At 64.0% G+C, this 24123-nt stretch carries 24 protein-coding genes, 2 tRNA genes and 1 pseudogene; 14 read left to right on the top strand and 13 right to left on the bottom strand.

The features are described 5' to 3' along the window. Positions 1-260 precede the first annotated feature (260 nt). The 3 genes and pseudogenes from HZZ16_RS35030 to HZZ16_RS37735 form a co-directional block, all read left to right on the top strand. Positions 261-695: a phasin gene (locus HZZ16_RS35030; RefSeq protein WP_197955146.1), complete on the top strand. Its 435-nt coding sequence runs from the start codon at positions 261-263 to the stop codon at positions 693-695. Positions 696-1039: 344 nt separating this feature from the next. Next, a tRNA-His gene (locus HZZ16_RS35035) sits at positions 1040-1116 on the top strand. Between the two features lie 181 nt (positions 1117-1297). Then, a pseudogene (locus HZZ16_RS37735) lies at positions 1298-1849 on the top strand (transposase); the annotation flags it as partial. A gap of 25 nt (positions 1850-1874) precedes the next feature. Here the strand turns inward: HZZ16_RS37735 and HZZ16_RS35040 are convergent. The 3 genes from HZZ16_RS35040 to HZZ16_RS35050 all read right to left on the bottom strand — a co-directional run bounded on the left by HZZ16_RS35040 (position 1875) and on the right by HZZ16_RS35050 (position 4371). Then, the gene (locus tag HZZ16_RS35040) at positions 1875-2108 is read right to left on the bottom strand and encodes a hypothetical protein (RefSeq protein WP_197955147.1); all 234 of its coding nucleotides are present in this window, start codon (positions 2106-2108) and stop codon (positions 1875-1877) included. A 585-nt stretch (positions 2109-2693) separates the two neighbouring features. Further along, a complete protein-coding gene (locus tag HZZ16_RS35045) occupies positions 2694-4064 on the bottom strand; it encodes a tyrosine-type recombinase/integrase (RefSeq protein ID WP_197955148.1) in 1371 nt (456 codons plus the stop codon). 222 nt (positions 4065-4286) lie between these two features. Beyond that, positions 4287-4371, bottom strand: a tRNA-Leu gene (locus HZZ16_RS35050). A gap of 154 nt (positions 4372-4525) precedes the next feature. Between HZZ16_RS35050 and HZZ16_RS35055 the strand changes: the two genes are divergently transcribed. After that, positions 4526-5077 (top strand): disulfide bond formation protein B, encoded by a 552-nt coding sequence (locus HZZ16_RS35055; RefSeq protein ID WP_197955149.1) that lies wholly within the window; start codon positions 4526-4528, stop codon positions 5075-5077. A 121-nt stretch (positions 5078-5198) separates the two neighbouring features. On the opposite strand, the gene HZZ16_RS35060 is transcribed toward HZZ16_RS35055, so the two are convergent. Together HZZ16_RS35060 and HZZ16_RS35065 are read right to left on the bottom strand one after the other, a co-directional pair. Further along, a complete protein-coding gene (locus HZZ16_RS35060) occupies positions 5199-6284 on the bottom strand; it encodes an AbrB family protein (RefSeq protein WP_197955150.1) in 1086 nt (361 codons plus the stop codon). Positions 6285-6384: 100 nt separating this feature from the next. Beyond that, positions 6385-6675 (bottom strand): PsiF family protein, encoded by a 291-nt coding sequence (locus HZZ16_RS35065; RefSeq protein ID WP_197955151.1) that lies wholly within the window; start codon positions 6673-6675, stop codon positions 6385-6387. Between the two features lie 200 nt (positions 6676-6875). Between HZZ16_RS35065 and HZZ16_RS35070 the strand changes: the two genes are divergently transcribed. Beyond that, the gene (locus HZZ16_RS35070; RefSeq protein ID WP_197955152.1) at positions 6876-7358 is read left to right on the top strand and encodes a hypothetical protein; all 483 of its coding nucleotides are present in this window, start codon (positions 6876-6878) and stop codon (positions 7356-7358) included. Positions 7359-7403: 45 nt separating this feature from the next. On the opposite strand, the gene HZZ16_RS35075 is transcribed toward HZZ16_RS35070, so the two are convergent. Further along, entirely contained in the window at positions 7404-7952 is a 549-nt protein-coding gene (locus HZZ16_RS35075) for a TetR/AcrR family transcriptional regulator (RefSeq protein ID WP_197955154.1), read from the bottom strand. Between the two features lie 106 nt (positions 7953-8058). Between HZZ16_RS35075 and HZZ16_RS35080 the strand changes: the two genes are divergently transcribed. From HZZ16_RS35080 to HZZ16_RS35090, 3 genes are all read left to right on the top strand, one after another. Then, complete coding sequence (locus tag HZZ16_RS35080) at positions 8059-8487, top strand: acyl-CoA thioesterase (protein WP_197955155.1); 429 nt, start codon at positions 8059-8061, stop codon at positions 8485-8487. A 3-nt stretch (positions 8488-8490) separates the two neighbouring features. Then, a complete protein-coding gene (locus tag HZZ16_RS35085; protein WP_197955158.1) occupies positions 8491-8934 on the top strand; it encodes a PaaI family thioesterase in 444 nt (147 codons plus the stop codon). Between the two features lie 113 nt (positions 8935-9047). After that, positions 9048-9701, top strand: a complete 654-nt coding sequence (locus HZZ16_RS35090) for a DsbA family protein (RefSeq protein WP_197955160.1) — start codon at positions 9048-9050, stop codon at positions 9699-9701. A gap of 80 nt (positions 9702-9781) precedes the next feature. On the opposite strand, the gene HZZ16_RS35095 is transcribed toward HZZ16_RS35090, so the two are convergent. The 3 genes from HZZ16_RS35095 to HZZ16_RS35105 form a co-directional block, all read right to left on the bottom strand. After that, a complete protein-coding gene (locus HZZ16_RS35095; protein WP_197955162.1) occupies positions 9782-9988 on the bottom strand; it encodes a hypothetical protein in 207 nt (68 codons plus the stop codon). Positions 9989-10069: 81 nt separating this feature from the next. After that, positions 10070-11140 carry a carboxylesterase family protein gene (locus HZZ16_RS35100; protein ID WP_197955163.1) on the bottom strand — a complete coding sequence of 357 codons (1071 nt, stop codon included), beginning with the start codon at positions 11138-11140 and terminating at the stop codon, positions 10070-10072. 26 nt (positions 11141-11166) lie between these two features. Further along, positions 11167-12138, bottom strand: coding sequence for a S1C family serine protease (locus tag HZZ16_RS35105; RefSeq protein ID WP_197955165.1), 972 nt, complete (start codon positions 12136-12138; stop codon positions 11167-11169). Between the two features lie 282 nt (positions 12139-12420). On the opposite strand from HZZ16_RS35105, the gene HZZ16_RS35110 reads away from it, so the two are divergent. The 6 genes from HZZ16_RS35110 (at position 12421) to HZZ16_RS35135 (ending at position 19719) form a co-directional block, all read left to right on the top strand. Beyond that, positions 12421-13839, top strand: a complete 1419-nt coding sequence (locus tag HZZ16_RS35110; RefSeq protein WP_197955167.1) for a M20 family metallopeptidase — start codon at positions 12421-12423, stop codon at positions 13837-13839. 260 nt (positions 13840-14099) lie between these two features. Next, on the top strand, positions 14100-15890 hold the full coding sequence (locus tag HZZ16_RS35115; RefSeq protein WP_197955169.1) for a peptide ABC transporter substrate-binding protein: 1791 nt from the start codon (positions 14100-14102) through the stop codon (positions 15888-15890). A 26-nt stretch (positions 15891-15916) separates the two neighbouring features. Further along, positions 15917-16876 carry an ABC transporter permease gene (locus HZZ16_RS35120; protein WP_197955170.1) on the top strand — a complete coding sequence of 320 codons (960 nt, stop codon included), beginning with the start codon at positions 15917-15919 and terminating at the stop codon, positions 16874-16876. Further along, positions 16842-17759, top strand: coding sequence for an ABC transporter permease (locus HZZ16_RS35125; protein WP_197955171.1), 918 nt, complete (start codon positions 16842-16844; stop codon positions 17757-17759). Before HZZ16_RS35120 ends, HZZ16_RS35125 begins: the two co-directional genes overlap by 35 nt. Then, positions 17759-18754 carry an ABC transporter ATP-binding protein gene (locus HZZ16_RS35130; protein ID WP_172785985.1) on the top strand — a complete coding sequence of 332 codons (996 nt, stop codon included), beginning with the start codon at positions 17759-17761 and terminating at the stop codon, positions 18752-18754. Before HZZ16_RS35125 ends, HZZ16_RS35130 begins: the two co-directional genes overlap by 1 nt. Next, positions 18751-19719: an ABC transporter ATP-binding protein gene (locus HZZ16_RS35135; RefSeq protein WP_197955172.1), complete on the top strand. Its 969-nt coding sequence runs from the start codon at positions 18751-18753 to the stop codon at positions 19717-19719. The genes HZZ16_RS35130 and HZZ16_RS35135 overlap by 4 nt, the downstream gene beginning before the upstream one ends. Before the next feature lie 83 nt (positions 19720-19802). Here the strand turns inward: HZZ16_RS35135 and HZZ16_RS35140 are convergent, their stop codons facing one another. From HZZ16_RS35140 to HZZ16_RS35155, 4 genes are all read right to left on the bottom strand, one after another. Then, positions 19803-21707: a sensor domain-containing diguanylate cyclase gene (locus tag HZZ16_RS35140; protein ID WP_197955175.1), complete on the bottom strand. Its 1905-nt coding sequence runs from the start codon at positions 21705-21707 to the stop codon at positions 19803-19805. Positions 21708-21884: 177 nt separating this feature from the next. Beyond that, on the bottom strand, positions 21885-22106 hold the full coding sequence (locus tag HZZ16_RS35145; protein WP_197955176.1) for a dodecin: 222 nt from the start codon (positions 22104-22106) through the stop codon (positions 21885-21887). Positions 22107-22380: 274 nt separating this feature from the next. Further along, on the bottom strand, positions 22381-22938 hold the full coding sequence (locus tag HZZ16_RS35150; protein ID WP_025033554.1) for an HNH endonuclease: 558 nt from the start codon (positions 22936-22938) through the stop codon (positions 22381-22383). A gap of 201 nt (positions 22939-23139) precedes the next feature. Next, the gene (locus tag HZZ16_RS35155; protein ID WP_197955177.1) at positions 23140-24117 is read right to left on the bottom strand and encodes a peptidyl-alpha-hydroxyglycine alpha-amidating lyase family protein; all 978 of its coding nucleotides are present in this window, start codon (positions 24115-24117) and stop codon (positions 23140-23142) included. Positions 24118-24123: the final 6 nt, after the last annotated feature.

Genomic DNA, 24123 nt, shown 5'->3' on the forward strand with positions numbered 1-24123 from the left:
CTCCCCCTCCCTCAACCCCCGGTTCCCTGACCTCGGAACCTCGCCCTCACCTAGATTAAATTTGCGCACCGCACCTGTCTGCCGCGTTGCGATGCACAATGTTGACATGATAGGCAGCCATAATTCTGGCGCTGGGCGAGCCATCTCGATTGTTTCGCGTTTCCAGTCTTCGTTCCCGCTCAATGCGAGGGCCCATGGTGGGGGCCGGCGGGCGCGCCAGAAAGGCTCACTCCATTTTTCAATTAGCGTGAGGGACCAACATGACAGGTGCGACTGATCCGTTTTCTGCCTCGATCATCCCGTTCGAGGTTCCCGAGCAGATGCGTGCGTTCGCCGAGAAGGGCGCGGCGCAGGCCCGCGAGAACTACGCCAAGTTCAAGGACGCCGCCGAGACCCACAACGGCACCGTCGAGGCCGTGTTCACCTGCGCCTCCAAGGGCGCGAGCGAGTACACCGCCAAGCTGGTCGAGTTCATGAAGGCCAACAGCAACGCCCAGCTCGACTTCGCCCAGCAGCTGTTCGGCGCCAAGTCGCCGTCGGAAGCGATGGAGCTGTGGACCGGCCACGCCCGCAAGCAGCTCGAAACCTTCCAGGCCCAGGCCAAGGAGCTGGTCGAGCTCACCCAGCGCGTCGCCAATGAGACCGCCGAGCCGATCAAGGCCAGCGCCTCCAAGTACTATCCGTCCGCCGCCTGAGCGGTGAGGCCGGTTTGAGTTGAGGAAACCCGGGCCGAACGGCCCGGGTTTTTTCTTCGCCTCTCCCGCTTGCGGGAGAGGCCGGCGCCCGGGCGATGCGAAGCATCGCCGGGCGACGGGTGAGGGTTCTTTCCGCTCGGGGACTTGGCCTTAAGCCGGCAGACACAGCCCACCGCTCCGATGCCCGCCACCGCGCCGAATCCTCGCACCGAAGGCGATTTCACCGGGTTTTTCACCCCATTGCGGCCTTGCCAAACCGAGCCGTTGCACCTAGTTTCCGCCCCGTCCAGCCCCCCTCAGGCAGCAGGCCTTTTCAGGCAGCCCAAGGCGCGGCTCGCAAGGATGCAGTTGTAGCTCAGTTGGTTAGAGCGCCTGTCTGTGGAACAGGAGGTCGGTGGTTCGAGCCCACCCAACTGTACCAATGAAACCAATCGTTTAGCGAAAACACCCAGTGGTGGCGGATTGTCGTAGCTACCAGGTAGCTACCACGAGAGTGCTAGTCCATTATGCTCGCTATAGCGGGATGGGGTTAGTTTGAATCGACTTGGGATTCCCAAATCGGTGCGTCTCTGATTGACCATGCTGGCTGGGCGGAGGCCTGCATGGATGGGCAAGGTTACTCTGTAGATCTACCCAAGGGTGTCGTGGCCGCGATCGGGGGCGGGATGTCTCGCAACCAGGCCGCCAGGTGATTTGGAGTGGCGATCAGCACAGCGATCGGGTGGATCCAGAGGGTCGAGAAGACCGGCAGTGCAGATCGGCGGCTACAAGCCAAAGACGATCTCGGGCGAGCATGCGCTCTGGCTGTCACAATGGATCAAGAATGGTGAGTTCACCCTACGTGGGCTGATCGCCCAGCTAGCCGGCCGAGCCTGAAGGTCGACTACCACTCGGAGTGGGACTTTGTGCACGCCGAGAAGCTCAGCTTCAAAAAAAGCGTGGCGGCTGGCGAACGCGATCGATCCGAGATCGCGCGGCGGCGAGCCCTGTGGGCAAAAATATCAACATCGCGTCGAAGCTGAGCGGCTCGTCTTCATCGACGAGACCTAGACCAGGACCGATATGGCACCCTTGCGGGGATGGGCGCCGCGCGGGCGCAGGCTTCAGGCCAAGGTCCCCCACGGCGCTGGAAGACCCTGACCTTCCTCGCAGCCCAACTGCAAGCGCGTCGAGATATGTTCACTCGAGCTCGTGGTATTCGGCCCGGTGGAAATCCGAACCGAATAGCGCTGCTGCGGCGTCATAGAGCGCGACGGTATTGACGGTTGACTGCACGTCGTACCAGGCGCGCAATGCCTCCATCGCCGACGCATGGGCTCGCAACGGTCGCGATGGGACCTGGCAATCGAGCACCTTCAGCTTGGGCGCTTCCCGCTTCGTGCCGCTCGCGGTGATAATCCGATCGACTGTCATTGTCTGTGCTTCGCGGTCGTAGTTGGTCCGTCAGACCCTATGGGCTCACCATTAGCCTGCCAGTCCGCCGTAACGTCGGATCATTCGCGATGTGACCGATTGATGAAGGTGCGCTCGACGCAAAAGCCGGCGGTGACTGAAGCGACTAGTGCAAGGCCGCAGGCGACGTAGTCATCAAATAAATTCCAGACTATGTTGCTGCCGGCGACTACGACAAAGGTGAGTGTCATTGCGATATTGCGAAATGCATTAATCATACGTATTCCCCCGGCCGGTTGGCGAGGGATATTAACATTGCAACCAGGACGTTTGGCGGCGTCTGACGTGCGTGATCAGCCGCATTTCTGCTAGGTGCTCGGGCGTGATGTTGCGCGTGCCTAAACCGCATCCAGCGGTGCGCCAGCTCGCGCCAGGCGATTTAGAAATCGTTTCGCGCTCATTGGCGATTTGAATTGTCCCAAGCCGTGGCCCAGAGCTGGCGAACGATTTTTTGCTTCCGGCACGAGATGCAAGCGCCGACGATTATCACATGAGCTTGCCACGGGTTGAACCGGGCGACGGTAACCAGTTTGATGATAGACAGGCTTAAGCCTGCGCGCCTCTCTTGATCGGCATCACCCTCTTGGGATCGAGCCAGTGGTCGATTCGATCAGCCCAATGCTGCATTAGCTTTGTGCGTGAGCCGATCAAGGCGAGTGGTCCGTGCTTCTTGTAGAGACCTTCCACTGTAGAGTTATCGAGATGCGCAAGCTGCAACTCGACGACATCACCATCCCAGGCCTTGGCGTCTTTGATCTCTTCGTGGTGAGACAGGGTCGAGAAGGTAGTCCGAAATCCGTGGGCACAATGATAAGTTTTGGTGTCAATGCCAAGCAGCCGCAAGCGCTTGTTGAGCGTGTTGTTTGATAGCGGTGCGTCCTTCGAGCAGGAAAACGCGTAGCGGCGATGACCCGTCAGCTTCTGAACGCTACGCAGGATTGCGAGTGCCTGCAGTGACAAGGGCACGACATGGTCCCAACCAGTCTTCATCTTGGCGGCTGGAATGGTCCAGCGTTCGGCATCCCAATCGACCTCGCTCCACTCCATTTCATTGACCATGCCGGGGCGGGGAATGGTCAGCGCATCAAAGCGCAAGGCAAGGCCAACAACGTCACCAAACCTGGCTCTAGTCCAAGGCGCGCTAATGAGCTTGAAGACGCGCGTCACGTCACGTGGTTCGGTGACGCCTGGACGCGGAGTCGAAATGTTGGCAATTATCTGCCCCTTCAGATTGCGGAATGGATTGTAGCCGTCGCCTTCGACGTCGGCATAGTCGCAGATTTGCTCACCGATGCTGCGCACGCGGTCGCGGGTTTCCAGCTTTCCCTCGTTTTCATATGAACGCATGAAGGCGAGCACGTCCGGACGCTTGATATCCTGCCTGCGCAGGTTGCCGAAGCGCTTCTTCATGTAGCCGACGCGCAGCTCAAGCACCTCGATGGTCTTGGGGTCGCGCACCGCGACGATCCTGCCGCGTTTGACCTTCTCCACCTTCTTCTTCGCGAGCCACTCGTCGGCCCATTGCCCGAAAGGCCGGGAGGCCGCCTGCCTGTGCTTGTCGAGCTGCTTCTCGGTGCTTGGATCTTTGCCGTCCTTGAGCAGGTCTTTGGCCTTGTCGCGCTCGCGCCGCGCGTCGGCGAGCGAGAACGTGCCATCCTTCCCGTTGCCGTAAGGTCCGATTGAGTAGGTTTTCTGGCGGCCGTGGAAGCGGTAGTCCATCCGCCAGAGCTTGGAGGCAGCGTTGCCAGGCCTGCTCACGTCCGGCGTGACGAAGAGATAGAGCCATCCGCCGGTCACGTCAGAAATCTTGGCGGAAGTCCACGCGCCATTGGCGAATTTCGGTCGAGCGGCGCGGCAATCGACGTCGGTCCTAATGTGCTTGGGATTGGCGCACGCGCCGTCGTCCTTGGCGGCCATCTGCTCAATTCCTTCATTCGCAAAAGCGAAAGTCGCCGTGAACGTTTGTTCTCCTGATACCAGCACGATACCAGCAAAAATACCAGCAAATCAGGCGGCTGGGATCGGAGAAGAACAAACAGTGACGAACAAGAATGTACGCGGAAGTGTCTAGTTTTCAAGGCTTTCCGAGCACTGCGCGAACGCTTGCGGACGATTTAGAACGGCCCTGAAAAGCTTGATTGGTGCCCCTGGCCGGAATCGAACCAGCACTCCTTGCGGAACTCGATTTTGAGTCGAGCGCGTCTACCAGTTCCGCCACAGGGGCCCTCGGTCGGCCTAGAGGCGGCGTCGCGAAGCCGGCGGACTATAGCCATGGACGGGACGGGGTCAACCCGCGCCAAAGTGATCCCGGCCGTTCTCGACAGCCGCATGGGCCGGGGCTAGAGGCTTGGAGCGCGAGAGATGCGAAAGAGGCTGCCGTGACCACCCAGAGTGCCGCCATACCTGCGTTCAAGCCGGCCGCCGCGGGCCCGGCACTGACCGCCGCGGTCCTGGTCACGCTGATCGGCGCAGCCACGATTGCGGGCGCCTGGTTCTTCCAGCTCGTCCTGGAGATCCTGCCCTGTCCATTGTGCCTGGAGCAGCGCTACGCCTATTACCTTGCGATACCGCTCGGTGCGCTCACGGCGCTGGCGGCGCGAAGCGGCGCGCCGCGGCCGCTGCTGCTGGCGGGGCTCGCGATCCTCGCCCTGGCGATGCTCGCCAATGCCGGCCTCGGCGCCTACCATTCCGGGGTCGAATGGGGGTTCTGGAAGGGACCGACCGATTGCTCCGGTCCCGTCGTCAATCTCGGCAGCGCCGCCGATCTGCTGTCGAAGCTCGACACCGTGAAGGTGGTGCGCTGCGACGAGGTACAGTGGCGCTTCCTCGGCCTCTCGCTCGCCGGCTACAACGTGCTGATCTCGCTCTTGATGGCCGCGATCGCCGCCTGGGGATTTGTACGGACGGCAAAGCGCACGCAACTGCCGTAGGTTGGGCAAAGGTGCGCTCTTCGCGCGCCGGGCCCACCATATCTGGACCAGCATTGCTGCGTGGGCACGGCGCAAGTGCGCCTTTGCCCACCCCACAAGAGCTCAGGATGAGGAGAGCTCACTAATCATCCACGTCGTCCTGCGTGCGCCCGAACAGGTGCACGATGCCCGGCGTTGCGATCGTCACGAAGACGAAACGCGACAGGTGGTGGGCGCCGACGAAGATCGGGTCGATGTGCAGCGTCAAGGCCAGCGCCAGCATCGCGTCCATCGCGCCCGGCGCGAAGGCGACAACGACGTCGGAAAATTTCACCTGGGTGGTGAGCGCCACGATGCCGACGAAGATGGCGGAGACGGCGATCGCTACGGCAAACGAGCCCAGGGCCGCGCGGAGGTGGCCGGCGAGCGTCTTGATCCGCATCCGCGCGAAACGGCTACCGATCAGTGCGCCGATCCCGATCAGCGCCACGCCGCGGACCCAGTCCGGCAGGCCGCCCTCGACCCACCCGGCACCATGCAGCACGCTGGAGGCGATCATCGCGCCGAACATCCAACTCGCCGGAAACCTGATCAGCCGCAACACGAGCGCTGCGGCCAGCGAGGCCGCGGCAAGCTCCAGAAGATCGAGCGGCGAGGCGATCGTCGTCGTCAGCGACGGCGCAGCGGAGGGCGCGACGCCTGCAATCGCCAGCACCATCGGCAGCGCGGCGGTCAGGATGATGACGCGCATGGTCTGCACCACCGCAATGCCCGGCAGGTCGGCGCCGCGCTCGACCGCCAGGATCGTGATCTGCGACAGCGCGCCGGGGCTGCCGGCCAGGAAAGCCGAGGTGCGGTCCCAGCCATGGATGCGCTGAAGGTAATAGCTCGAGCCGAACGTGGAGCAGAACGTGGCGAACGCAAGCAGGCCGATGGTGAGAGGATAGGCGCTGACCTGCTGAAGCAAATGGCGCGAGACGACCGAGCCCAGCGAGATGCCGAGCAGCACCAGCACGGTCTGGGTCAGGATCGGCGGCAGGCTCAGCTGGCGGCCGGCGATTGCAGCGATCCCGACCGCGATCATCGAGCCCGAGATCAGCCCGCCGGGAAGGCCGGCAAGCAGAAACACGAGGCCGCCGGCGGTGCCGATGACGAGCGTCTCCACCGTGCTCAGGATCTTGGCACGGCTCGGCCATTCGAACGACAGGGAGGCAGTGATTTGCTTCACGCCACCTTATCGCAAATCGGCGCGAGGCGCACAATTGCAGGCTCGTCATGCCGCGATGCGCGAGGCCTTCCGCGGATGCTCGGAAGGAATTGTGACGTGCTTATTTCTTGTCGGCGGCGGGAGCTGCGGGAGCGGCGGCTGCGCTGCCGGCCTTCGCCTCCTTCTTGCATTCGCGACGGAATTTCTTGCGCTCCTTCCCCTTTAATCCCTTGGCGTCCGCCTGCTTGGAGCATTCCAGCGATTCCGCCGATCGCTCCTTCGTTGCCTTCTTGTCGGGGGCAGTGGCGGCAGTGTCGGTCTTGGCGGCCGGCGCCGCGGTCTGCGCGAAGGCGGTGCCGGTGACGAGCAGGGACGCGAGAGCAACAGCGGCGAGGCGGGACGTGAAGGTCATGTGGTGCACTCTGCTTGCGAGAATTGCGGAAGGCCGGAACGTCGGCTCGCGTTGCTGAACGCGACATGAATGAGTTGAGCGGCAGGATCACTATATTTTGCCGGCGCAACGCATCGCATCCTTGTCGCAAGCGGCCGGCACGCTAGGATAGCAATCCTCAATTCACTTCCGTTGCGGAAGACAAAGCAGGAGACCCAGGGATGACCATCCAGACGAAATTGTTGTGTGCGATCGCAGCGACCGGTGTCGCGGCATTGCTGGCCAGCGCGCCGGCGCAGGCACTGACCGCGCAGGAGTGCAGCGCGAAGTACCAGGCCGCCAAGAAGGACGGCTCGCTCGGCACCATGAAGTGGAATGACTTCCGCAAGGCCCAATGCGGTGCCGATGCGACGCCCGCCGCTGCGCCGACTGCGGCTGCGCCCGCTGCTCCTGCGGAGCCGAAGCAGGCGAAGAAGGAGGAGGCGCCAGCCGCCGCGCCGGCCCTGCCGGCCGGACCCGCGGTCTACCCGAACGCGATTGATCCGAAGTATGCCAAGGAGACTCCCGGCAAGGCGCGCCTGCACACCTGCGTCGACCAGTACAATGCCAACAAGACCACCAATGGCAACGGCGGCTTGAAATGGATCCAGAAGGGCGGCGGCTATTACAGCGAATGCACCAGGAAGCTGAAGGGCGCCGCCTGAGCCTCGACCTGACACGATGGCCGGAGCTGCGCTCCGGCCATTTGCTCAGTCAAGCAGCTTCTCGGCCGATCTCGCCACGAGCTGCGACCGCTTGCGCGGACCGCTCTCGACGAACAACAGGCTCTGGCCGAAGATGAAGCAGTAGAACAGGAAGGCCCGCGCGTCTGCCTCTTCGGTCGCAAGCCCGGTCGCGCGATAGAGGTCGCCGACGTGCCTGAGCCGCGCCGCGTCGACGCTCGCCACCGCCGCCGCGGCGCTCTCGTCCGAGCGGGCCCATTGCCGGATCGCGAGCTCGATCGCCATCCCTTCCGGATTGAGCCGCTCGGAATAAAGCTGGATCACCGCCTTCAGCCGCTCGCGGGGGGCTTGCCCGTCGAGGCTTGTCTGCTGCGCGATCGCGGCGATGCGGCCCTTGCGCCAGGCTTCCAGCATGGCCTCAAGCAGCGCGGCGCGGTCGGCGAAGCGCCGGTAGAAACCGCCCTTGGTGACGCCGAGGTTCTTGGCGAGCACCTCGACCCGCACGCCATCCACCCCCGCGCGGGCGAGCTCGGCAAATCCAGCCTCGACCCAGACGTCGCCCTTGCCGTCGCTCATGAAGGTAGCCTCACCCGGTCCTGATACGGTGCCGTATTGCTAACGCGATACGGGTTTGATACGCTACCGTATCAACGATCAAAGACGAATTGCGGGAGGACATGCGATGGAGCAGGAGGCGACCTATCGCGGCACGGTCTATCCGTGGCAATGCGACCATGTCGGGCACATGAACATCATGTGGTATGTCGGCAAGTTCGACGAGGCCAATTGGAATCTGTTCGCTCGTCTTGGCCTGACGCCGAGCTATCTGCGTTCGTCCGGCCGTGGCATGGCCGCGGTGCAGCAGAACATCGCCTACAAGCGCGAGCTGCTCGCCGGCGACATCGTCGAGATCCGCAGCCATCTGCTCGAGATCAGGGACAGATCGATCCGCTTCCGGCACGACATGACGAATGCCGAGACCGGTGAGCTCGCCGCGACGTGCGAGATCACCGGCGTGCACATGGACCGTCAGCTCCGCAAGTCGGCCCCGTTCGCCGATTGCATCCGTGAAGCGGCCTTGAAGCATCTTGCCGAACCAGCCGAGGTGTAAGCCATGACCGCCTTCGAGCCGAAAAACCCGGGCTATCGCGCGGCGGCCATCGCCATGTTCGATGCCCAACCGGCCATGCGCACGCTCGGCATCGTGATCGTCCGTCTCGCGCCCGGCGAGGTCGAGCTGGCGATGCTGCATGCGCCGGCCCTCACACAGCAGAACGGTTTCATCCACGCCGGCATCATCACGGCCGGGCTCGACAACGCCTGCGGCGTTGCGGCCTTCAGCTTGATGCCGGCGGAGGCCGGTATCCTCACCGTCGAATTCAAGACCACGCTGCTCGCGCCCGCCCGCGGCGAGCGTTTCGTCTTCAAGGCCGAAGTGGTCAAGCCCGGCCGTACGCTCACCTTCTGCGAGGCAAAGGCCTACGCCGAGCATGACGGCAAGACCAAGCTGATTGCCACGATGAGCGGGACGTTGATGGCGATGCTGCCGGCGGCTTAGTCGATCCGGGCGCAATTCGCATGGCAATCGCGCCCGCGGCATTCTATATGACCCGTAACGATGGCCGGTCCGCGGGCGTATATCCGCAAGATGGGACCGGAATGGGACGAGACATGACTGGATTTGGGAACAATGCGCCGAGCCGGCGCGCAGCCTTGACGCTGATCGGAGCGGGTGCTCTCGCGGTGCGTGGCATCGTTTCGGCGCGCGCGGCCACCGGGGATGACGAGGTGCTGACCGAAGCCAAGGTGCTGCGCGATCCCGACACGCCCGTCGCAGGCAATCCCGACGGCAACATCACCATCGTCGAATGGTCCGACTACAATTGTCCCTATTGCCGCAAACTCGAGCCCGAGCTGCGCCAGGTGGTCCAGGACGACGGCAAGGTGCGACTGGTGATGAAGGACTGGCCGATCCTCGGGCCGGTTTCGGTCACCGCGGCGCGGAGTGCGCTGGCGGCCAAATTCCAGGACAAGTACCACCAGGCCCATGACGCCATGATCGGCGTCAGCTCGCGCCTGAGCGAGCCGCGCATCAACGAACTGCTCGCGGCCGCCGGGGTCGACATGGACCGCTTGAAGCGCGATCTCACCGGCCATGCCAAGGACATCGACGCCATCCTCAAGCGCAACAACGAGCAGGCTGAAGCTTTCGGCTTCCAGGGCACCCCGTCCTTCATCGTCGGCAAGTATCGCGTGCCCGGGGTGCTCAGCATGACCGAGTTCGAGCAGGTGATCGCCGACGCCCGCAAGGCCAAGATGAATTGAGCCGGCGATATTTCAGGGCCCAATAGAAAGGCGCCGTCGCGGAGCTGCGACGGCGCCTCGTTCATGTCGATCGGACGAAATTACTTCGACGAGATCCGGACCCAGTCCTTGTGCGCGCGATCGCGCAGCGCATCCCAATCGGCCTTGGCGACGTCCCAGTTTACGATGGTACGGTTGGTGGTCGCGACCTGGCCATTGGCGACCGACGACGTCTGCATGGAATCATAGACGTAGACGCCGCCCGCAAGCAGCAGCGCGCCCAGGATCATTCCGAGAAAAATCTGCATGGCGAACCTCCGGTGACGGGCGATAACGTCGGCCCGGAGTGATGGTTCCGCGACCATGCGGCGCATTCAAGGAGAGGTTATTCATTTTCCATTCAGCCACTGCATCAGCTCCGCATTGATCTCGCGCGGATAGGTGTGGCTGAGATCGTCGATCTCGCGATAGGTGACTTGGGCACCGGCGGCGGACAGCGCCGCCTGCGTCTGCCGCGCGGTCTGCACCGGAAACATCCAGTCGAGCTTGCCGTGAGTGATGAAGACCGGCAAGCCTTGCAGGCGCGTTGCGTCGGCCATTTCCGCCATCAGCGGATGGAAGGTCGCCGCAACGGGCGCGAGATGCGTGAAGGGCGAGGCGCCGTCGAGGCCGTTGACGTAGCAGAAGGTGCCGCCGTCGCTCATGCCGGTCAGCAGCATGCGCGAGGGGTCGATGCGCCAGCGGCCGCGCACCGCATCGAGGATGCGCAAGAGATTCGGCGTGTCGGTGTCCTCGCCCATCAGCGCCCAGGTCTGGCCGGTCGCGGTCGGCGCCACCAGGATCGCGCCGAGGCTGCGGGCGTCGCGCAGCCAGCTCCACAGAAAGCCGCGTCCGTTGCCGCTGCCGCCATGCAGCGCCATGACCAGCGGCATGGCACGCTCGGGCGTATAATATTCGGGGACATAGATCGAGAAGCCGCCGCGGCTGCCGGGCTCGTTGTGGTCGTGGAAGATGCCGGCATCTTCGCTCGCGCCAGCTTCGAGCCGCGACAACACATCCGTATTGTCGCGATTGGCGGCGTTGAGGAAGAAGCCGCTCACGGGCGGAAACTGCGCTGCCAGCGGATAGAGCGCCTCCTGCGCGCGCGGGACATGGCGCAGGGCGCGGAAGACCGCGACGAGATCGCCATGGCCACGCTCGACCTCACGAATGCCGGCAAAAGCGGCGAGCGTCTCGCCGCAGGCGCGATCGAGCCGGTCGCGCAGGCGGGCGAACTGCTCCGGCCAATCCCCGACAGCTGCGTGCGCCGTCTGCAGCGCCTCGTCCGGCGTGCCGATCGCATCCATCACCGCGGCGAACGCCGGCGGATGCAGATGCCGCTGGAAGAAGCCGAGGGCTTTCAGCGCGTTGAGCAGCGGCGGCAGCACGGCCACGATGTCGTCCACCACGGCCTCGGTCATCGCCCGCTTCCTCAAAGCCTATTGGATCAGTGCAGCCTCGGCGCCTTCAACAGCTTGAAGCGATCGGTCGACGTCACGGTGACGTCGAAGGTGACGCCTTCATGATGAATTGTGAGCGGCACGTCGACGCCGGCGGCGCCGAGGGCCCACATTTTCTTGTAGAAGGCGGTCTGGCTCGTCACCTTGTCACCGTTCACGGCGAGAATGACGTCGCCGGTCTTGAGCTCAGCGCGGGCGGCCGGTCCGTTGGCCGAGATTCCGATCACCACCACGCGGTTGTCGATCTCGGTCGAGTAGAGCCCGAGCCAGGGCCGTGCCGGCTTGTTGACGCGGCCGAATTTGCGCAAGTCCTCCAGGACCGGCTTCAGGAGATCGATCGGCACGATCATGTTGACGTGCTCGGCCTCGCCGTCACGTTCGCGCTCGAGCTGGAGCGAGCCGATGCCGATCAGCTCGCCGCGTTCGTTGAGCAGTGCCGTGCCGCCCCAGTTCGGATGCGCCGGAGCGGTGAAAATGGCCTCGTCCAGCAGATATTCCCAGTAACCGGCGAATTCCTGCTTGGCCACGATCTGGCTCGCGACCGAGCGCGTGCGTCCGCCGGCGCCGCCGACCACCACGCGGTCGCCGATCCGTGTCGCCGCCGAAGAGCCGAGCGGCAGCGGCGCAATGTCGAGCTGGCCAAGCGCCTGCACCAGCCCGAACCCGGTCTCGGAATCGAAGCCGAGCGCATGGCCCTCCACCACGCGTCCGTCGGCGCGGTGCAGCCAGACCGTCTCCGCCTCGGTGATGAGGTAACCTATCGTGAGCACCAGGCCGTCGTCGATCACGACGCCGTTGCCGGCCCGTTCAGTGCCCAGAGTCTCGGCGCTGAAGGCGTCCGGGGGGATGATGGCGTGCAGGCCGACGACGGAGCCGAGTGCGCGGTCGAGATCGAAACCATAGTCGCTCGCCCGCGGCTGGTTCGCCGGCGGCACTCTCCATTCGGTCAGAGTGCTCATGGAGTTCTCCTGGCTGAGAGCATCGCTCCGGCAAGGCTGGCGGAGCGATGTGCGAAGCACGCCCAATTTAGGCCGGAGCAGGCCGTCTTGAAAGCCTCGTTCCCAACTATTCGGGAGAACGGTGCGTGAAATCTTCGAAAGGCCCGGAAACACCTCGTGCACGGGAGGTCATATGATCCGGCCGCCGCCGCATGGCTGCTGTCCGGCGCGGTGCTAGGCGCCGTGCAGTGAAGCTGCTAACCATTGCCGCTTCGTTTGACCAAGGGATCACGGACGACAAGCATGGACAACCGCAGCGACATCTGGCGTGGCATCGACACGATCAAGGCACGTTTCATCGACCTCAGCGACAGGGTCTGGGGCATGCCTGAGGTCTGCTACACCGAGGCGCGGTCCGCCGCCGAGCATCTCGCCGAGCTGCGTCATCAAGGCTTCCGCATCACCGAGAATGTCGCCGGCATCCCGACTGCGCTGATCGGCGAGTGGGGCGAGGGCGGTCCGGTCATCGCCTTCATGGGCGAGTACGATGCGCTGCCGGGCCTCAGCCAGGAGGCAGGCGTCGCCGAGCATCGCCCGGTCGAGACCGGCGGCCACGGCCATGGCTGCGGTCACAACCTGCTCGGTTCCGCCGCGCTGCTCGCCGCGACGGCGGTGAAGGACTGGCTGGCCGAGAACAAGGTGCCTGGGCGCGTGCGCTATTACGGCTGCCCGGCGGAGGAAGGCGGCGCGGCCAAGGCCTTCATGGTGCGCTCCGGCGCGTTCGAGGACGCCGACATCGCCATCACCTGGCACCCGCACAGCTTCTGGGAAGTGGCGGTGACGCCGTCGCTCGCGAACACGCGCGCCGATTTCATCTTCACCGGCCGCACCTCGCATGCGGCGGCCTCGCCGCATCTCGGCCGTTCGGCGCTTGATGCGGTGGAATTGATGAATGTCGGCGTGAACTACATGCGCGAGCACATGCCGAGCGACGCGCGCGTGCACTATGCGCTGCTCGACACCGGCGGCATCGCGCCGAACGTGGTGCAGGCCCATGCGCGCGTGCGCTATTCGATCCGCGCGCGCGATCTTCCCGGCATGAACGAGCTGGTCGAGCGCGTGTCCAAGATCGCGCAAGGCGCGGCGCTGATGACCGAGACCAAGGTCGAGATGAAGATCATCTCCGCGGTCTCCAACATCCTGCCGAACACGCCGCTTGAGCAGGCGCTGCATCAGGTCATGGAAGAGCTCGGACCGCCGCATTTCGACGATGCGGACAAGCGCTTTGCCGGCCAGATTCGTGCGACCTTGAGCGACAAGGACATCGCCTCGGTCTATTACGCGATCGGCATGGAGCCGACCGATCGGCCGCTGGCCGACTTCCTGGTGCCGCTCGATGCCAAGCGTAACCCGCTTGTAGGCTCGACCGATGTCGGCGACGTGAGCTGGGTGGTGCCGACCGTGCAGGTGCACGCACCGACGGTTGCAATCGGCACGCCCTTCCACACCTGGCAGGTGGTGGCGCAGGGCAAGAGCCCGCACGCGCACAAGGCCATGGTGCAGGCCGCCAAGGCGATGGCAGGTCTCGGCATCAAGGCGTTGACGGAACCGGAGCTGATCAAGGCTGCCAAGGCGGATCTCCAGAAGCGGACGGCCCGGACGCCTTACGTCTGTCCGTTGCCGGATCACGTCGCACCGCCGCTCGACATGTCCGTCGCGTAGGAATTTTGCCTCGATACTTCGTCTGATCCAGCGAACAAATTTTCCGCAGTGCAGCGCGCAATCCAGCAGATATTAATGCTGGATTGCCGAACGGATGGGCTGCGGAACGCAATTTTGCCCAACGGACAGCCAGAAGACCGTTTGCATACACACGGTCCCAGTTGACGTGCACCCCATTCGGTGTGCCATCTACCGCCAGCCAAACCCGGCGGTCGCGAGCGGCCGCCTGCATCCATGTCGGAACCAGACGGGGGACAACCATGCTGGAAAAAGAGCTGCGTTCGATGATCGGTCAGGTGAAGGACGGGCGGATGGACCGCCGCGCCTTCGTCAAGCGCCTCGCCGCGGTCGGTTTCACCGCTCCCCTGGCCAACCAGCTCCTCGCGCTCGGCGGCGTTGCCATGGCGCAGAGCCCCGCGGTCTACAAGCCGACCAAGCGCGGGGGTGGCGGCCCTCTCAAGGTGCTGTGGTGGCAGGGGCCGACGCTACTCAATCCGCATTTCGCCACCGGCACCAAGGACCAGGACGGATCGCGGCTTTTCTACGAACCGCTCGCGAGCTGGGACGCCGACGGCAATCTCAACCCGATCCTCGCAGCAGAGATTCCTTCGCTTGCAAACGGCGGTCTCGCCGCCGATGCCAAATCGGTGGTCTGGAAAATCAAGCCGGGAGTGAAATGGCACGATGGCAAGCCGCTGACTGCCGACGACTTCGTTTTCACTTGGCAATACGCCAGCGATCCCGCCACGGCTGCCGTCAGCATCAGCACCTATGGTGATATTACGGTCGAGAAGGTGAGCGATCTTTCGATTCGCATCCTGTTCAAGACCCCGACGCCCTTCTGGGCCAACGCGTTTGTCGGCGCTTATGGATGCGTTCTCCCCAAGCATTTGTTCGCGGAGTACAAGGGTTCGAAATCCCGCGAGGCGCCGAACAATCTGACCCCGGTCGGCACCGGTCCTTATAAATTCGTCGAGTTCAAGCCGGGTGATGTGGTCCGCGGCGAACTCAATCCCGACTATCACATGCCCAACCGTCCGCATTTCGACACGATCGAGATGAAGGGCGGCGGCGATGCCGTCTCGGCGGCGCGCGCGGTGATCCAGACCGGCGAATTCGATTTCGCCTGGAACATGCAGGTCGAAGACGACGTGCTGCTGCGTCTGGAGAAGGGCGGCAAGGGCAAAACGGTCTATGCCACCGGTGGTGACATCGAGTTCATCGCCATCAATTTCACCGACCCCAACGTCGAGATCGACGGCGAGCGCTCCTCGATCAAGACCAAGCACCCGATCCTGTCGGATCCGAACGTGCGCAAGGCCCTCGCCCTGCTCGTGGATCGCGACTCCGTCAAGAAAGCGATCTACGGCCGGGCCGGACGCACCACGGCGAACTACCTCAACGGTCCCGAAAAATTCGTCTCCAAGAACACCTCGTGGGAGTTCAACATCGAGAAGGCGTCGAAGATGCTCGATGACGCCGGCTGGAAGGTCGGCGCCGACGGCGTCCGCGAGAAAGACGGCAAGAAATTCAAGCTTCTGTATCAGACCTCGACCAACGGTCCGCGCCAGAAGACCCAGGCCATTGTCAAGCAGGCCTGTCAGAAGGCCGGCATCGACGTGGAGCTGAAATCGGTCGTCGCCTCGGTGTTCTTCTCATCGGACGTTGCCAACCCGGACACCTATCCCAAGTTCTATGCCGACATCGAGGAGTTCCAGATCCCGATGACGCAGCCGGATCCGGCCCTGCACATGCGCCGCTACATCTCCGCCAATGTGGCCACCAAGGAGAACAAATGGCAGGGGCAGAACTTCCCGCGCTATGTCAACAAGGAGTATGATGACGCCATTGCTGCCGCCGAGACCGAGACCGATCCGGTCAAGCGCGCCGCGCTCTACATCAAGTGCAATGACCTGTTGTGGCAGGACACCGTGTTCATTCCGGTGATGCATCGCCTGCTGGTGGATGCCTGCTCCAACACGTTGCGGCCGGCGCTCTCGGGCTGGGCCAATCGGACCGACAACATCCAAGACTGGTACCGGGAGGCATGAGCGCGGGCTAAACGGGATTCTTCCCTATGAGTCAATATGTCCTGCGTCGCCTCCTGATTGCCGTTCCGAGCTTGCTGGCGATCTCGCTGGTGCTGTTCGTCGTGCTCGCGCTCGCGCCCGGCGATCCGTTCTCCGAGCTAGCCACCAATCCGAACGTGCCGCCCGAAGTGCAGGCGGCGCTCCGGGCCAAGTTCGGTCTCGACGATCCGATCTACCTCCGCTACCTGCACTGGCTCAACGCCATGCTGCACGGCGACTGGGGCTTCTCCTTCGTCAGCCGGATGAACGTCGACACGCTGATCCTCCAGCGCCTGCCCGCCACGCTCTACGTGATCGGCTCGGCGCAGATCCTGGCGCTGCTGATCGCGATTCCGGTCGGCGTCTATGCCGCGACGAAACCGTATTCGCTGTTCGACCAGATCGCGAACACGCTCGCCTTCGTCGGCTTCTCGCTGCCCACCTTCTTCACCGGCATCCTGTTCATCCTGATCTTCTCGGTCACGCTGGACTGGCTGCCTTTCGTCTACACCACCGATATCAAGGCCACCGGCATCCGCTGGGTGCTGGAGATGATCCGTCAGGCGATCATGCCGGTGGCGGTGCTCGGCCTGTTCCAGGCGGCATCGATGACGCGCTTCGTGCGCTCGGCGATGCTCGACGTCATCCGGCTCGATTACGTCACCACGGCGCGGGCCAAGGGCCTCGGCCAGACCACGGTGATCATCAAGCACGTGATGCGCAACGCCATGATCCCCGTGGTGACGCTGATCGCGTTGCAGATGCCCGCGGTGTTCGGCGGCGCCATCGTCACCGAGCAGATCTTCCGCATTCCCGGCATCGGCTCGCTGCTGATCTCCTCCATCCTTTCCAACGACACGCCGGTGGTGATGGCCGTGACCTTCGTCTTCGCGTGCCTGGTCGTGCTGTTCAATCTCATCGCGGACGTGCTTTATGGCTGGCTTGACCCTCGCATCTCCCTCCGCTGAGCGGCGCGTCTACTCGCCCTGGCGCGAGACGTGGCGGCGCTACAGCCGTCATCGGCTCGCCGTGATCAGCGCCGTCCTGCTCCTCATTCTGGTGCTCGCCGTCGTGCTTGGGCCGTTCGTGTGGCGCGTGAAGATCAACGAGATCGATATTGTCGCGGGCCTGCAGGGTCCGTCGCTCGCCCACCCCTTCGGCACCGACGATCTCGGCCAGGACATCCTGGCGCGCATGATCTATGGCGGCCGCATCTCGCTCGCGGTCGGGCTCGCCGCGATGCTGGTCGCTGTCATCATCGGCACGCTGATCGGCGCGCTCGCTGGCATGTCGCGCGGCGCGCTCGGGCACGGGCTGATGTGGCTCACCGACCTGTTCCTGTCACTGCCGCAGCTGCCGCTGCTGCTGCTGCTGATCTATCTCTTCCGCGACGGGCTGAAGCAGGTGTTCGGGCCTGAAGGCGGCATCTTCATCCTGATCGTGCTCGTGATCGGAGGTCTGCGCTGGATGCCCGTGGCGCGGCTGGTGCGTGCCCAGTTCTTGTCGCTCCGCGAAAAGGAGTTCGTCGAAGCTGCTCGCGCGCTCGGCGCCAGCCCGGTGCGGCAGGTGGTGCGGCACATCCTGCCCAATGCGGTCGGCCCGGTGATCATCGCCGGCACCATCGACGTCGCCGCCGCGATCATCGCGGAATCGACGTTGTCCTTCCTCGGCCTCGGCTTCCCGCCGGACACCCCGACCTGGGGCCGGCTGCTGTATGATGCCAAGGATTTTCTCGACATCGGCCCGCACTGGGCGCTGTTTCCGGGCGGCGCGATCTTCGTCGCGGTGGTCGCCATCAACTTCATCGGCGACGGCCTGCGCGACGCGCTCGATGCGCGACGGGTGATCTGATGGCGCCGCTGCTCGAGATCAAGGGCCTGAAAACCCATTTCTCCACCGACGACGGCATCCTCCAGGCCGTCGACGGCGTCGACATCTCCATCAACAAGGGCGAGACGCTCTGCGTCGTCGGCGAATCTGGCTGCGGCAAGACCGTGACCGCGATGTCGATCCTGAAGCTGATCGCGATGCCGCCGGGCCGGATCGCGGCGGGTCAGATCATCTTCGAGGGGCGCGATCTCGTGCCGCTGACCAGCAACCAGCTCGACGAGATCAGGGCCAAGGAGATCGGCTTTATCTTCCAGGAGCCAATGACCTCGCTCAATCCGGTGCTCACCATCGGCGAGCAGATCGCCGAGAGCCTGCGGCGGCACGAAGCGGTGACCAAGAAGCAGGCGCTCGAGCGCACCATCGAGATGCTGAAACTGGTGCAGATCCCGAACGCCGAAGGCCGCGTGCACAATTATCCGCACCAATTCTCCGGCGGCATGCGCCAGCGCGTGATGATCGCGATGGCGCTCGCCTGCAAGCCGAAGCTGATCATCGCCGACGAGCCCACCACCGCGCTCGACGTGACCATCCAGGCGCAGATCCTCGACCTCTTGCAGGATATGAAGGACCGCTTCGGCATGGCGGTGATGTTGATCACCCATGCCATGGGTGTCGTCGCCGAGACCGCGCAGCGCGTCGTCGTGATGTATGCCGGCAAGGTGGTGGAGGAGGCGCCCGTCGACGACCTCTTCGGCGATCCCCGTCACCCCTATACGCAAGGCCTGATCCGCTCGATCCCGCGCATCGATCTCGACAGCGAGCACAAGACGCGGCTCGAGGCGATCGGCGGCTCTGTGCCGATCCTGATCAATCCGCCGGTCGGCTGCCGCTTCGCGCCGCGCTGCAAGTTCGCGATGAATGTCTGCACCGAGAAGGAGCCGCTGCTGCGCGAGATCGCGCCCGGTCACCGCATGGCCTGTCATCTCGGCGATCCGAACCTGGGAGCCGCGTCATGAGCGAGCCCTTGCTCCGCGTTAGCGGCCTGAAGAAACATTTCCCTGTGCTCGGCGGCCTCTTGTCGCGCCAGGTCGGCACCGTCTATGCGGTCGACGGCGTGTCGTTCTCGGTCAACCGCGGCGAGACGCTCGGTCTCGTCGGCGAATCCGGTTGCGGCAAGTCGACGACCGGGCGCTGCGTGCTGCGCCTGATCGAGCCGACCGATGGCGAGGTCACCTTCGACGGCCAGGACGTGCGCAAGCTCGGCGGCAACGATCTGCGCGCGATGCGACGGAACATGCAGCTGGTGTTCCAGGATCCGTTCGCCTCGCTCAATCCGCGCATGACGGTCGGGGCCATTCTCGGCGAGGCCTTCACCATCCACAATCTCGCCTCCTCCCCGAAAGAGCGTGAGGAGCGCGTTGCGGGCCTCCTTGTCAAGGTCGGACTCAAGGCCGAGCACATGCGGCGCTATCCGCATGAATTCTCCGGCGGCCAGCGCCAGCGCATCGTGATCGCGCGCGCGCTCGCGGTCGAGCCGAAGCTGATCGTCTGCGACGAGCCGGTCTCCGCGCTCGACGTGTCGATCCAGGCCCAGGTCATCAACCTCCTGGAGGACCTCCAGGCCGAGCTGAACCTGACCTATCTGTTCGTCGCGCACGACCTCTCGGTGGTCGAGCACATCTCGGACCGCGTGGCGGTGATGTATCTCGGCCGCATCGTCGAGCTCGCGAAAGCCAGTGACCTCTACCGCAACCCGCAGCATCCCTACACCAGGGCGCTGCTGTCGGCGGTGCCGGTGCCCGATCCCAAGCTGAAGCGCGAGCGCATCCGCCTCAAGGGCGACGTGCCTAGTCCGATGAAGCCGCCCTCCGGCTGCCACTTCCACACCCGCTGCCCGATCGCCCAACCCCGCTGCGCGGAAAGCGCGCCGCCGCTGAAGGAGGGCGCGGGCGGGCATTTCGTGGCGTGCCATCTGGCCTGACGAAACGCAGCTTCAGTCGAGCGGCAGGCCGTGCTCTTGGACATATCCTGCCGGATCGCGGACAACAAATCCGGCCGATCAGGTCATGCGCTTTTCGCGGGCCAAGCTATCACCTGGCCCGACATCACCAGCCGGTCTCGGCCGCTCTCCTTGGCGGCGTAGAGCGCACGGTCGGCGGTGGCGACCAGCGTGCTAGAGTCCATCGCAGTCTGGGACGGAAGAGCCGCAGCGCCGCCGACGCTCGCTGTTACCAGCCGGGAAGGCGGATTTTGTGCATGCAGCATGGCGAGATCGTGCAGCGCCTGGCGAATCCCTTCTCCGACCTCGGCGCAGCCTTCGGGGCCGGTGTTCGGCAGCAGCACGGCGAATTCCTCGCCGCCATATCGCGCCGCGAGGTCGGCTGGACGCCTGGCCTGGGCGGATAGAATCCGTCCCAGCGCGCGCAGGCAGGCGTCGCCCGCCAGATGCCCGTAGAGGTCGTTGAATTTTTTGAAATGATCGACATCGATCAGCAGGAGCGAGAGCTGCGTTCCGTCGCGGCGAGCCCGCGCCCATTCGTCGGCGAGGCGGTCGTCGAAGGCGCGACGGTTGGCAAGGCCGGTGAGACCGTCGGTGGTTGCCAGCGAGGCGAGCCTGTCCTGAAGATCCTTCTGCTCGGTCATGTCGCGGACGACTGCGACGACGCCATCGACCACGCCGCTGTCGGATGCCACGGTCACATGTAGCGCCGCCTCGGCCCAGATCTCGCCTTTGTCGCGATGACGCTGCCGATAGACGAACCGTGCTTCCTCCGCCTCGCCATTCTTCAGCGCGGCGATGGCCTGCTCGACCCGTTCCATGTCGTCCGCGTGAATGCCGGCCAGCGCCGAGGTGCCCAGCAGCTCTTCGGCCGACCAGCCGGTGATGCGTGCGCAAGAGGGAGAGACGTAGAGCAGCCGGTTATCCAGCCCGATCCGGGTCACCATGTCGCTGGATTGCTCGGCCAACAGGCGGAAATTGGCTTCCTTGGCGACCAGGGCCTGTGCCGTGCGCTGTCGCTGCAGCAATTGACGGACGAGATAGTAGCCGATCACCGCGATCAACAGGACGAGTCCGGAGACGAAGCTCATGCGTGCTGCTGCTGCGCGCCGCCAGGGGGCGAGCACGTCGTCCTGCGACTTGCTCGCCAGCACCATCAGCGGATAGCGGCTGCTGCGCTGGTAATAGCTTAGCCGCTCCACACCATCGATCGGCGATTTGAAATAATAGACCGCCGCGGCGGGGCGGCTTTTCCAGCTCCTGAACAAGGGCGCATCCGACAGGTCGCGTCCGACGAAGGCGCCGCTCTCGTCGCGGCTGCGCGCCAGCATGATGCCGCTGCCGTTGAGCAGAGATGCCGAGCCGTTCGGCCCGATGTCGAACCGCTCGTAGAACTTGACGAAATAGCTGACGTCGATCGTGAGCAGGGCAACGCCGGCGAAGCCGCCGTCGGAATCGTTGATCCGGCGGGATGCGGTGATGATCCATTGGCCGCCGGAGCGGCTCTTGACGGGCCGCCCGATCAGCGTGCCCGTCTCCGGGGAATCGCGATGGCGCTGGAAATAATCGCGGTCGCTGTTGTTGAGCTTGGAGAAGTCGAGGCGTTCCGTCGTGGCGAGCCAGCGGCCGGTTGCATCATACACGAAGATGCCGCGGATGCGGTCCGATGATTTGCGGATCGGCAGATAGGCTTGGAGCTTCATGATCGCGTCCGGACCCGTTCCGTCCATTTCCAGCCGATGGACCAGCCCGACAAGAATCGTATCGGCGAGCTCGAACGTATCGTCCGCGTGCTGGATCAGCGAATGAGCAAGGTTGGTGACGTCGATCTCGGCGTTCCTCAGATCGGCGTTGCGCGCCTCCCATTCACGCCAGGCACTCAGGCCGAGGATCGCCACGCAAATCAGCACGACGAAGCCGGCCGCCCAGAGCGGAAGGCGCGTCTTGCCGAGTTCGCGGCTGGTGACCATCAGGCTTGCTCCAAATCGGAGCAAACCTCTCACTTTGGTCTTAACGGCCTGTTGCAATATCTGCGATGATTGTGCGGGGTCCGTACTCGACCGGGGAACCGTCGCTCTCTCGGTTCACACTCGTCGTCGGACGTTAACCACACCCCAGCCTGACGGCTTTGCTTGCCGTCCCCGGCGTCATTCCTCCAGCGTGAAGCCGACGCGCAGCGTCACCTGAAAATGACGTACGGCGCCGTTCTCGACATGACCGCGCGTCTGTACGACTTCGAACCATCTAATTTCGCGAACGGTCTTGGAGGCGCGGCTGACGGCGTTCTTGATCGCATCCTCGATCGATGTCTCGGACGATCCGACGAGGTCCAGAATCTTGTAGACGTGATCGTGCTCGGCTGTGGGCATGGCCTTCCCTCATTTGATATCTTGCCATCTGAAACATGCGTGGGGCGCAACGTGCGCAGGCGAGCGTGCCTGGCCCACGGTCTGAACGGTCGTGGAAGCTGTGGGTTCCCTGCTATGCGATGGCCCGCATGCACCAGCCGAGGTGGAGGGGCCGACGCCGGCCTGCCAAGTGCTGGGTATGGACAGGGTACGACGCGACGGGACGATCGGCTCTCTCTGCCTCTGCGTGACGCTCGCCTTGCAGCGGGGATAGCAGAGCGCGCTGGCTAGCCCCCTACGGATCCAGCTCCGTATCCCAGTACAGATAGTCCAGCCAGCTGTCGTGCAGATAGTTGGGCGGAAACAGGCGACCGTTGCGGTGGAGCTGGTGCACGGTCGGTGCGAAAGCGGTCTGGCGCGGAAACATCTTGGCTTGCGCCGGCGTGAGGTTGCCCTTGCGCAAATTACACGGCGAGCACGCCGCGACCACGTTCTCCCAGGTGGTCTGGCCGCCTTTGCTGCGCGGGATGATGTGATCGAAGGTGAGGTCTTCGGGCGAGCCGCAATATTGGCAGGCGAAACGATCGCGCAGGAAGACGTTGAAGCGGGTGAAGGCGGGGTGGGTGGTCGGCTTGACGAAGGATTTGAGCGAGACGACGCTGGGCAGCTGCATTTCCAGCGTGGGACTTCGAACCGCCTGATCGTAATGTGCGACGATGTTGACGCGGTCGAGGAACACCGCCTTGATCGCGTCCTGCCACGACCACAACGACAGTGGGTAGTAACTCAGCGGCCGGAAGTCCGCATTCAGCACCAACACCGGCCAACTGCCTTGCGAGACATGTGCGTTCAAGTAACGCTCCCGGCCTCCAGTATACGCTGCGAAGCAGCATGTATTGACATACTACATGCAGCGTGACGGGATTGTGAAGCCCGTTGAGCGACTTATTCAGCCGCGGCCAATGCGGCGTCGGGGTGGCGGAGTGCCCAAAAACGCCGTGATTCCGAAGGGCCGGGCAAGGTTAGCCCGGAACCGCCGGTCACGCGCCGATGCTCATTCCGCTACCCGCTCGAGCTTCTGCAGGCAGCGCGTCGCGCGTACCGTGGCCGGCATCTCCTCGTCCGGAAAGCTGGTCTGCCAGTTGGTGACGCCGACCTCGCCGACATAGATATCGCCCTTCGAGTCCAGCGCGATGCCGTGCGGCGCGAGGAATTTGCCGCTGGCGACGCCCGGCCCCTCCTCCCCGCCGAGCCGCGCGATGCGATTTCCCTTGGCGTCCACGATCGACAGCCGCGGGCCGAGATTGGGCACATTGCGGTTGATGGCAAGGCCGGGGCCGAGCTCACCGATCACGAAGGTCGGGCTCTTGGCCCCGCCGCAGCAGCACAGCGCGCAGGGCCGGTGCAGATTGTTCCACTGCGTCTCGTATTTGCCCTCGGCGTCGAACACCTGGACGCGGTGGTTCTCGCGATCGGCAACATAGACCCAGCCGTCGGCATCGGTCGCGATATTGTGCACGATGTTGAACTGGCCGGGATCGGTGCCCGGCTCGCCCCAGCTCTTGATCAGCTTGCCGTCGGGCGTGAATTTGTGCACGCGCGCATTGCCATAGCCGTCGGAGACGTAGATCTCGCCGCTTGGCGACAGCGCGGTGTGGGTGCAGCGGTGGAACGGCTCGCCGCTCATGAACGGCGCCGGCTTTGCGGGAATGCCGATCGTCAGCAGCACCTTGCCGTCGGTGGTGCATTTGCGCACGGTATGGTCGCCGTCGTCGGTGCAATAGAGATTGTCGTCGGCGTCGATATGCAGGCCGTGCGCGCGCGAGAACAGGCCTTCGCCAAAACTGCGCAGGAAATTGCCCTCGCGATCCAGCACCACCATTGGGTGGGCGCCGCGGTTGAAGACGTAGACGCGGTCCTTGCTGTCGACCGCGACTGAGGCGACGTCGGTAAGCTGCCAGCCGTCCGGCAATTTCGCGAAATTGTCGACGACGCGGTAGCGATGCTCGCCGGTGCCGAGAATGGCTGGCATGGGTGG

Source organism: Bradyrhizobium glycinis (assembly GCF_016031655.1).
GTDB classification, from domain to species: Bacteria; Pseudomonadota; Alphaproteobacteria; order Rhizobiales; family Xanthobacteraceae; genus Bradyrhizobium; species Bradyrhizobium glycinis.

Coding starts and splice junctions, on each gene's coding strand:
- HZZ16_RS35030 (WP_197955146.1), top strand. CDS start 261: ATGACAGGTGCGACTGATCCGTTTTCTGCCTCGATCATCCCGTTCGAG.
- HZZ16_RS35040 (WP_197955147.1), bottom strand. CDS start 2,108: ATGACAGTCGATCGGATTATCACCGCGAGCGGCACGAAGCGGGAAGCG.
- HZZ16_RS35045 (WP_197955148.1), bottom strand. CDS start 4,064: ATGGCCGCCAAGGACGACGGCGCGTGCGCCAATCCCAAGCACATTAGG.
- HZZ16_RS35065 (WP_197955151.1), bottom strand. CDS start 6,675: ATGACCTTCACGTCCCGCCTCGCCGCTGTTGCTCTCGCGTCCCTGCTC.
- HZZ16_RS35070 (WP_197955152.1), top strand. CDS start 6,876: ATGACCATCCAGACGAAATTGTTGTGTGCGATCGCAGCGACCGGTGTC.
- HZZ16_RS35075 (WP_197955154.1), bottom strand. CDS start 7,952: ATGAGCGACGGCAAGGGCGACGTCTGGGTCGAGGCTGGATTTGCCGAG.
- HZZ16_RS35080 (WP_197955155.1), top strand. CDS start 8,059: ATGGAGCAGGAGGCGACCTATCGCGGCACGGTCTATCCGTGGCAATGC.
- HZZ16_RS35085 (WP_197955158.1), top strand. CDS start 8,491: ATGACCGCCTTCGAGCCGAAAAACCCGGGCTATCGCGCGGCGGCCATC.
- HZZ16_RS35090 (WP_197955160.1), top strand. CDS start 9,048: ATGACTGGATTTGGGAACAATGCGCCGAGCCGGCGCGCAGCCTTGACG.
- HZZ16_RS35095 (WP_197955162.1), bottom strand. CDS start 9,988: ATGCAGATTTTTCTCGGAATGATCCTGGGCGCGCTGCTGCTTGCGGGC.
- HZZ16_RS35100 (WP_197955163.1), bottom strand. CDS start 11,140: ATGACCGAGGCCGTGGTGGACGACATCGTGGCCGTGCTGCCGCCGCTG.
- HZZ16_RS35105 (WP_197955165.1), bottom strand. CDS start 12,138: ATGAGCACTCTGACCGAATGGAGAGTGCCGCCGGCGAACCAGCCGCGG.
- HZZ16_RS35110 (WP_197955167.1), top strand. CDS start 12,421: ATGGACAACCGCAGCGACATCTGGCGTGGCATCGACACGATCAAGGCA.
- HZZ16_RS35115 (WP_197955169.1), top strand. CDS start 14,100: ATGCTGGAAAAAGAGCTGCGTTCGATGATCGGTCAGGTGAAGGACGGG.
- HZZ16_RS35120 (WP_197955170.1), top strand. CDS start 15,917: ATGAGTCAATATGTCCTGCGTCGCCTCCTGATTGCCGTTCCGAGCTTG.
- HZZ16_RS35125 (WP_197955171.1), top strand. CDS start 16,842: ATGGCTGGCTTGACCCTCGCATCTCCCTCCGCTGAGCGGCGCGTCTAC.
- HZZ16_RS35130 (WP_172785985.1), top strand. CDS start 17,759: ATGGCGCCGCTGCTCGAGATCAAGGGCCTGAAAACCCATTTCTCCACC.
- HZZ16_RS35135 (WP_197955172.1), top strand. CDS start 18,751: ATGAGCGAGCCCTTGCTCCGCGTTAGCGGCCTGAAGAAACATTTCCCT.
- HZZ16_RS35140 (WP_197955175.1), bottom strand. CDS start 21,707: ATGGTCACCAGCCGCGAACTCGGCAAGACGCGCCTTCCGCTCTGGGCG.
- HZZ16_RS35145 (WP_197955176.1), bottom strand. CDS start 22,106: ATGCCCACAGCCGAGCACGATCACGTCTACAAGATTCTGGACCTCGTC.
- HZZ16_RS35155 (WP_197955177.1), bottom strand. CDS start 24,117: ATGCCAGCCATTCTCGGCACCGGCGAGCATCGCTACCGCGTCGTCGAC.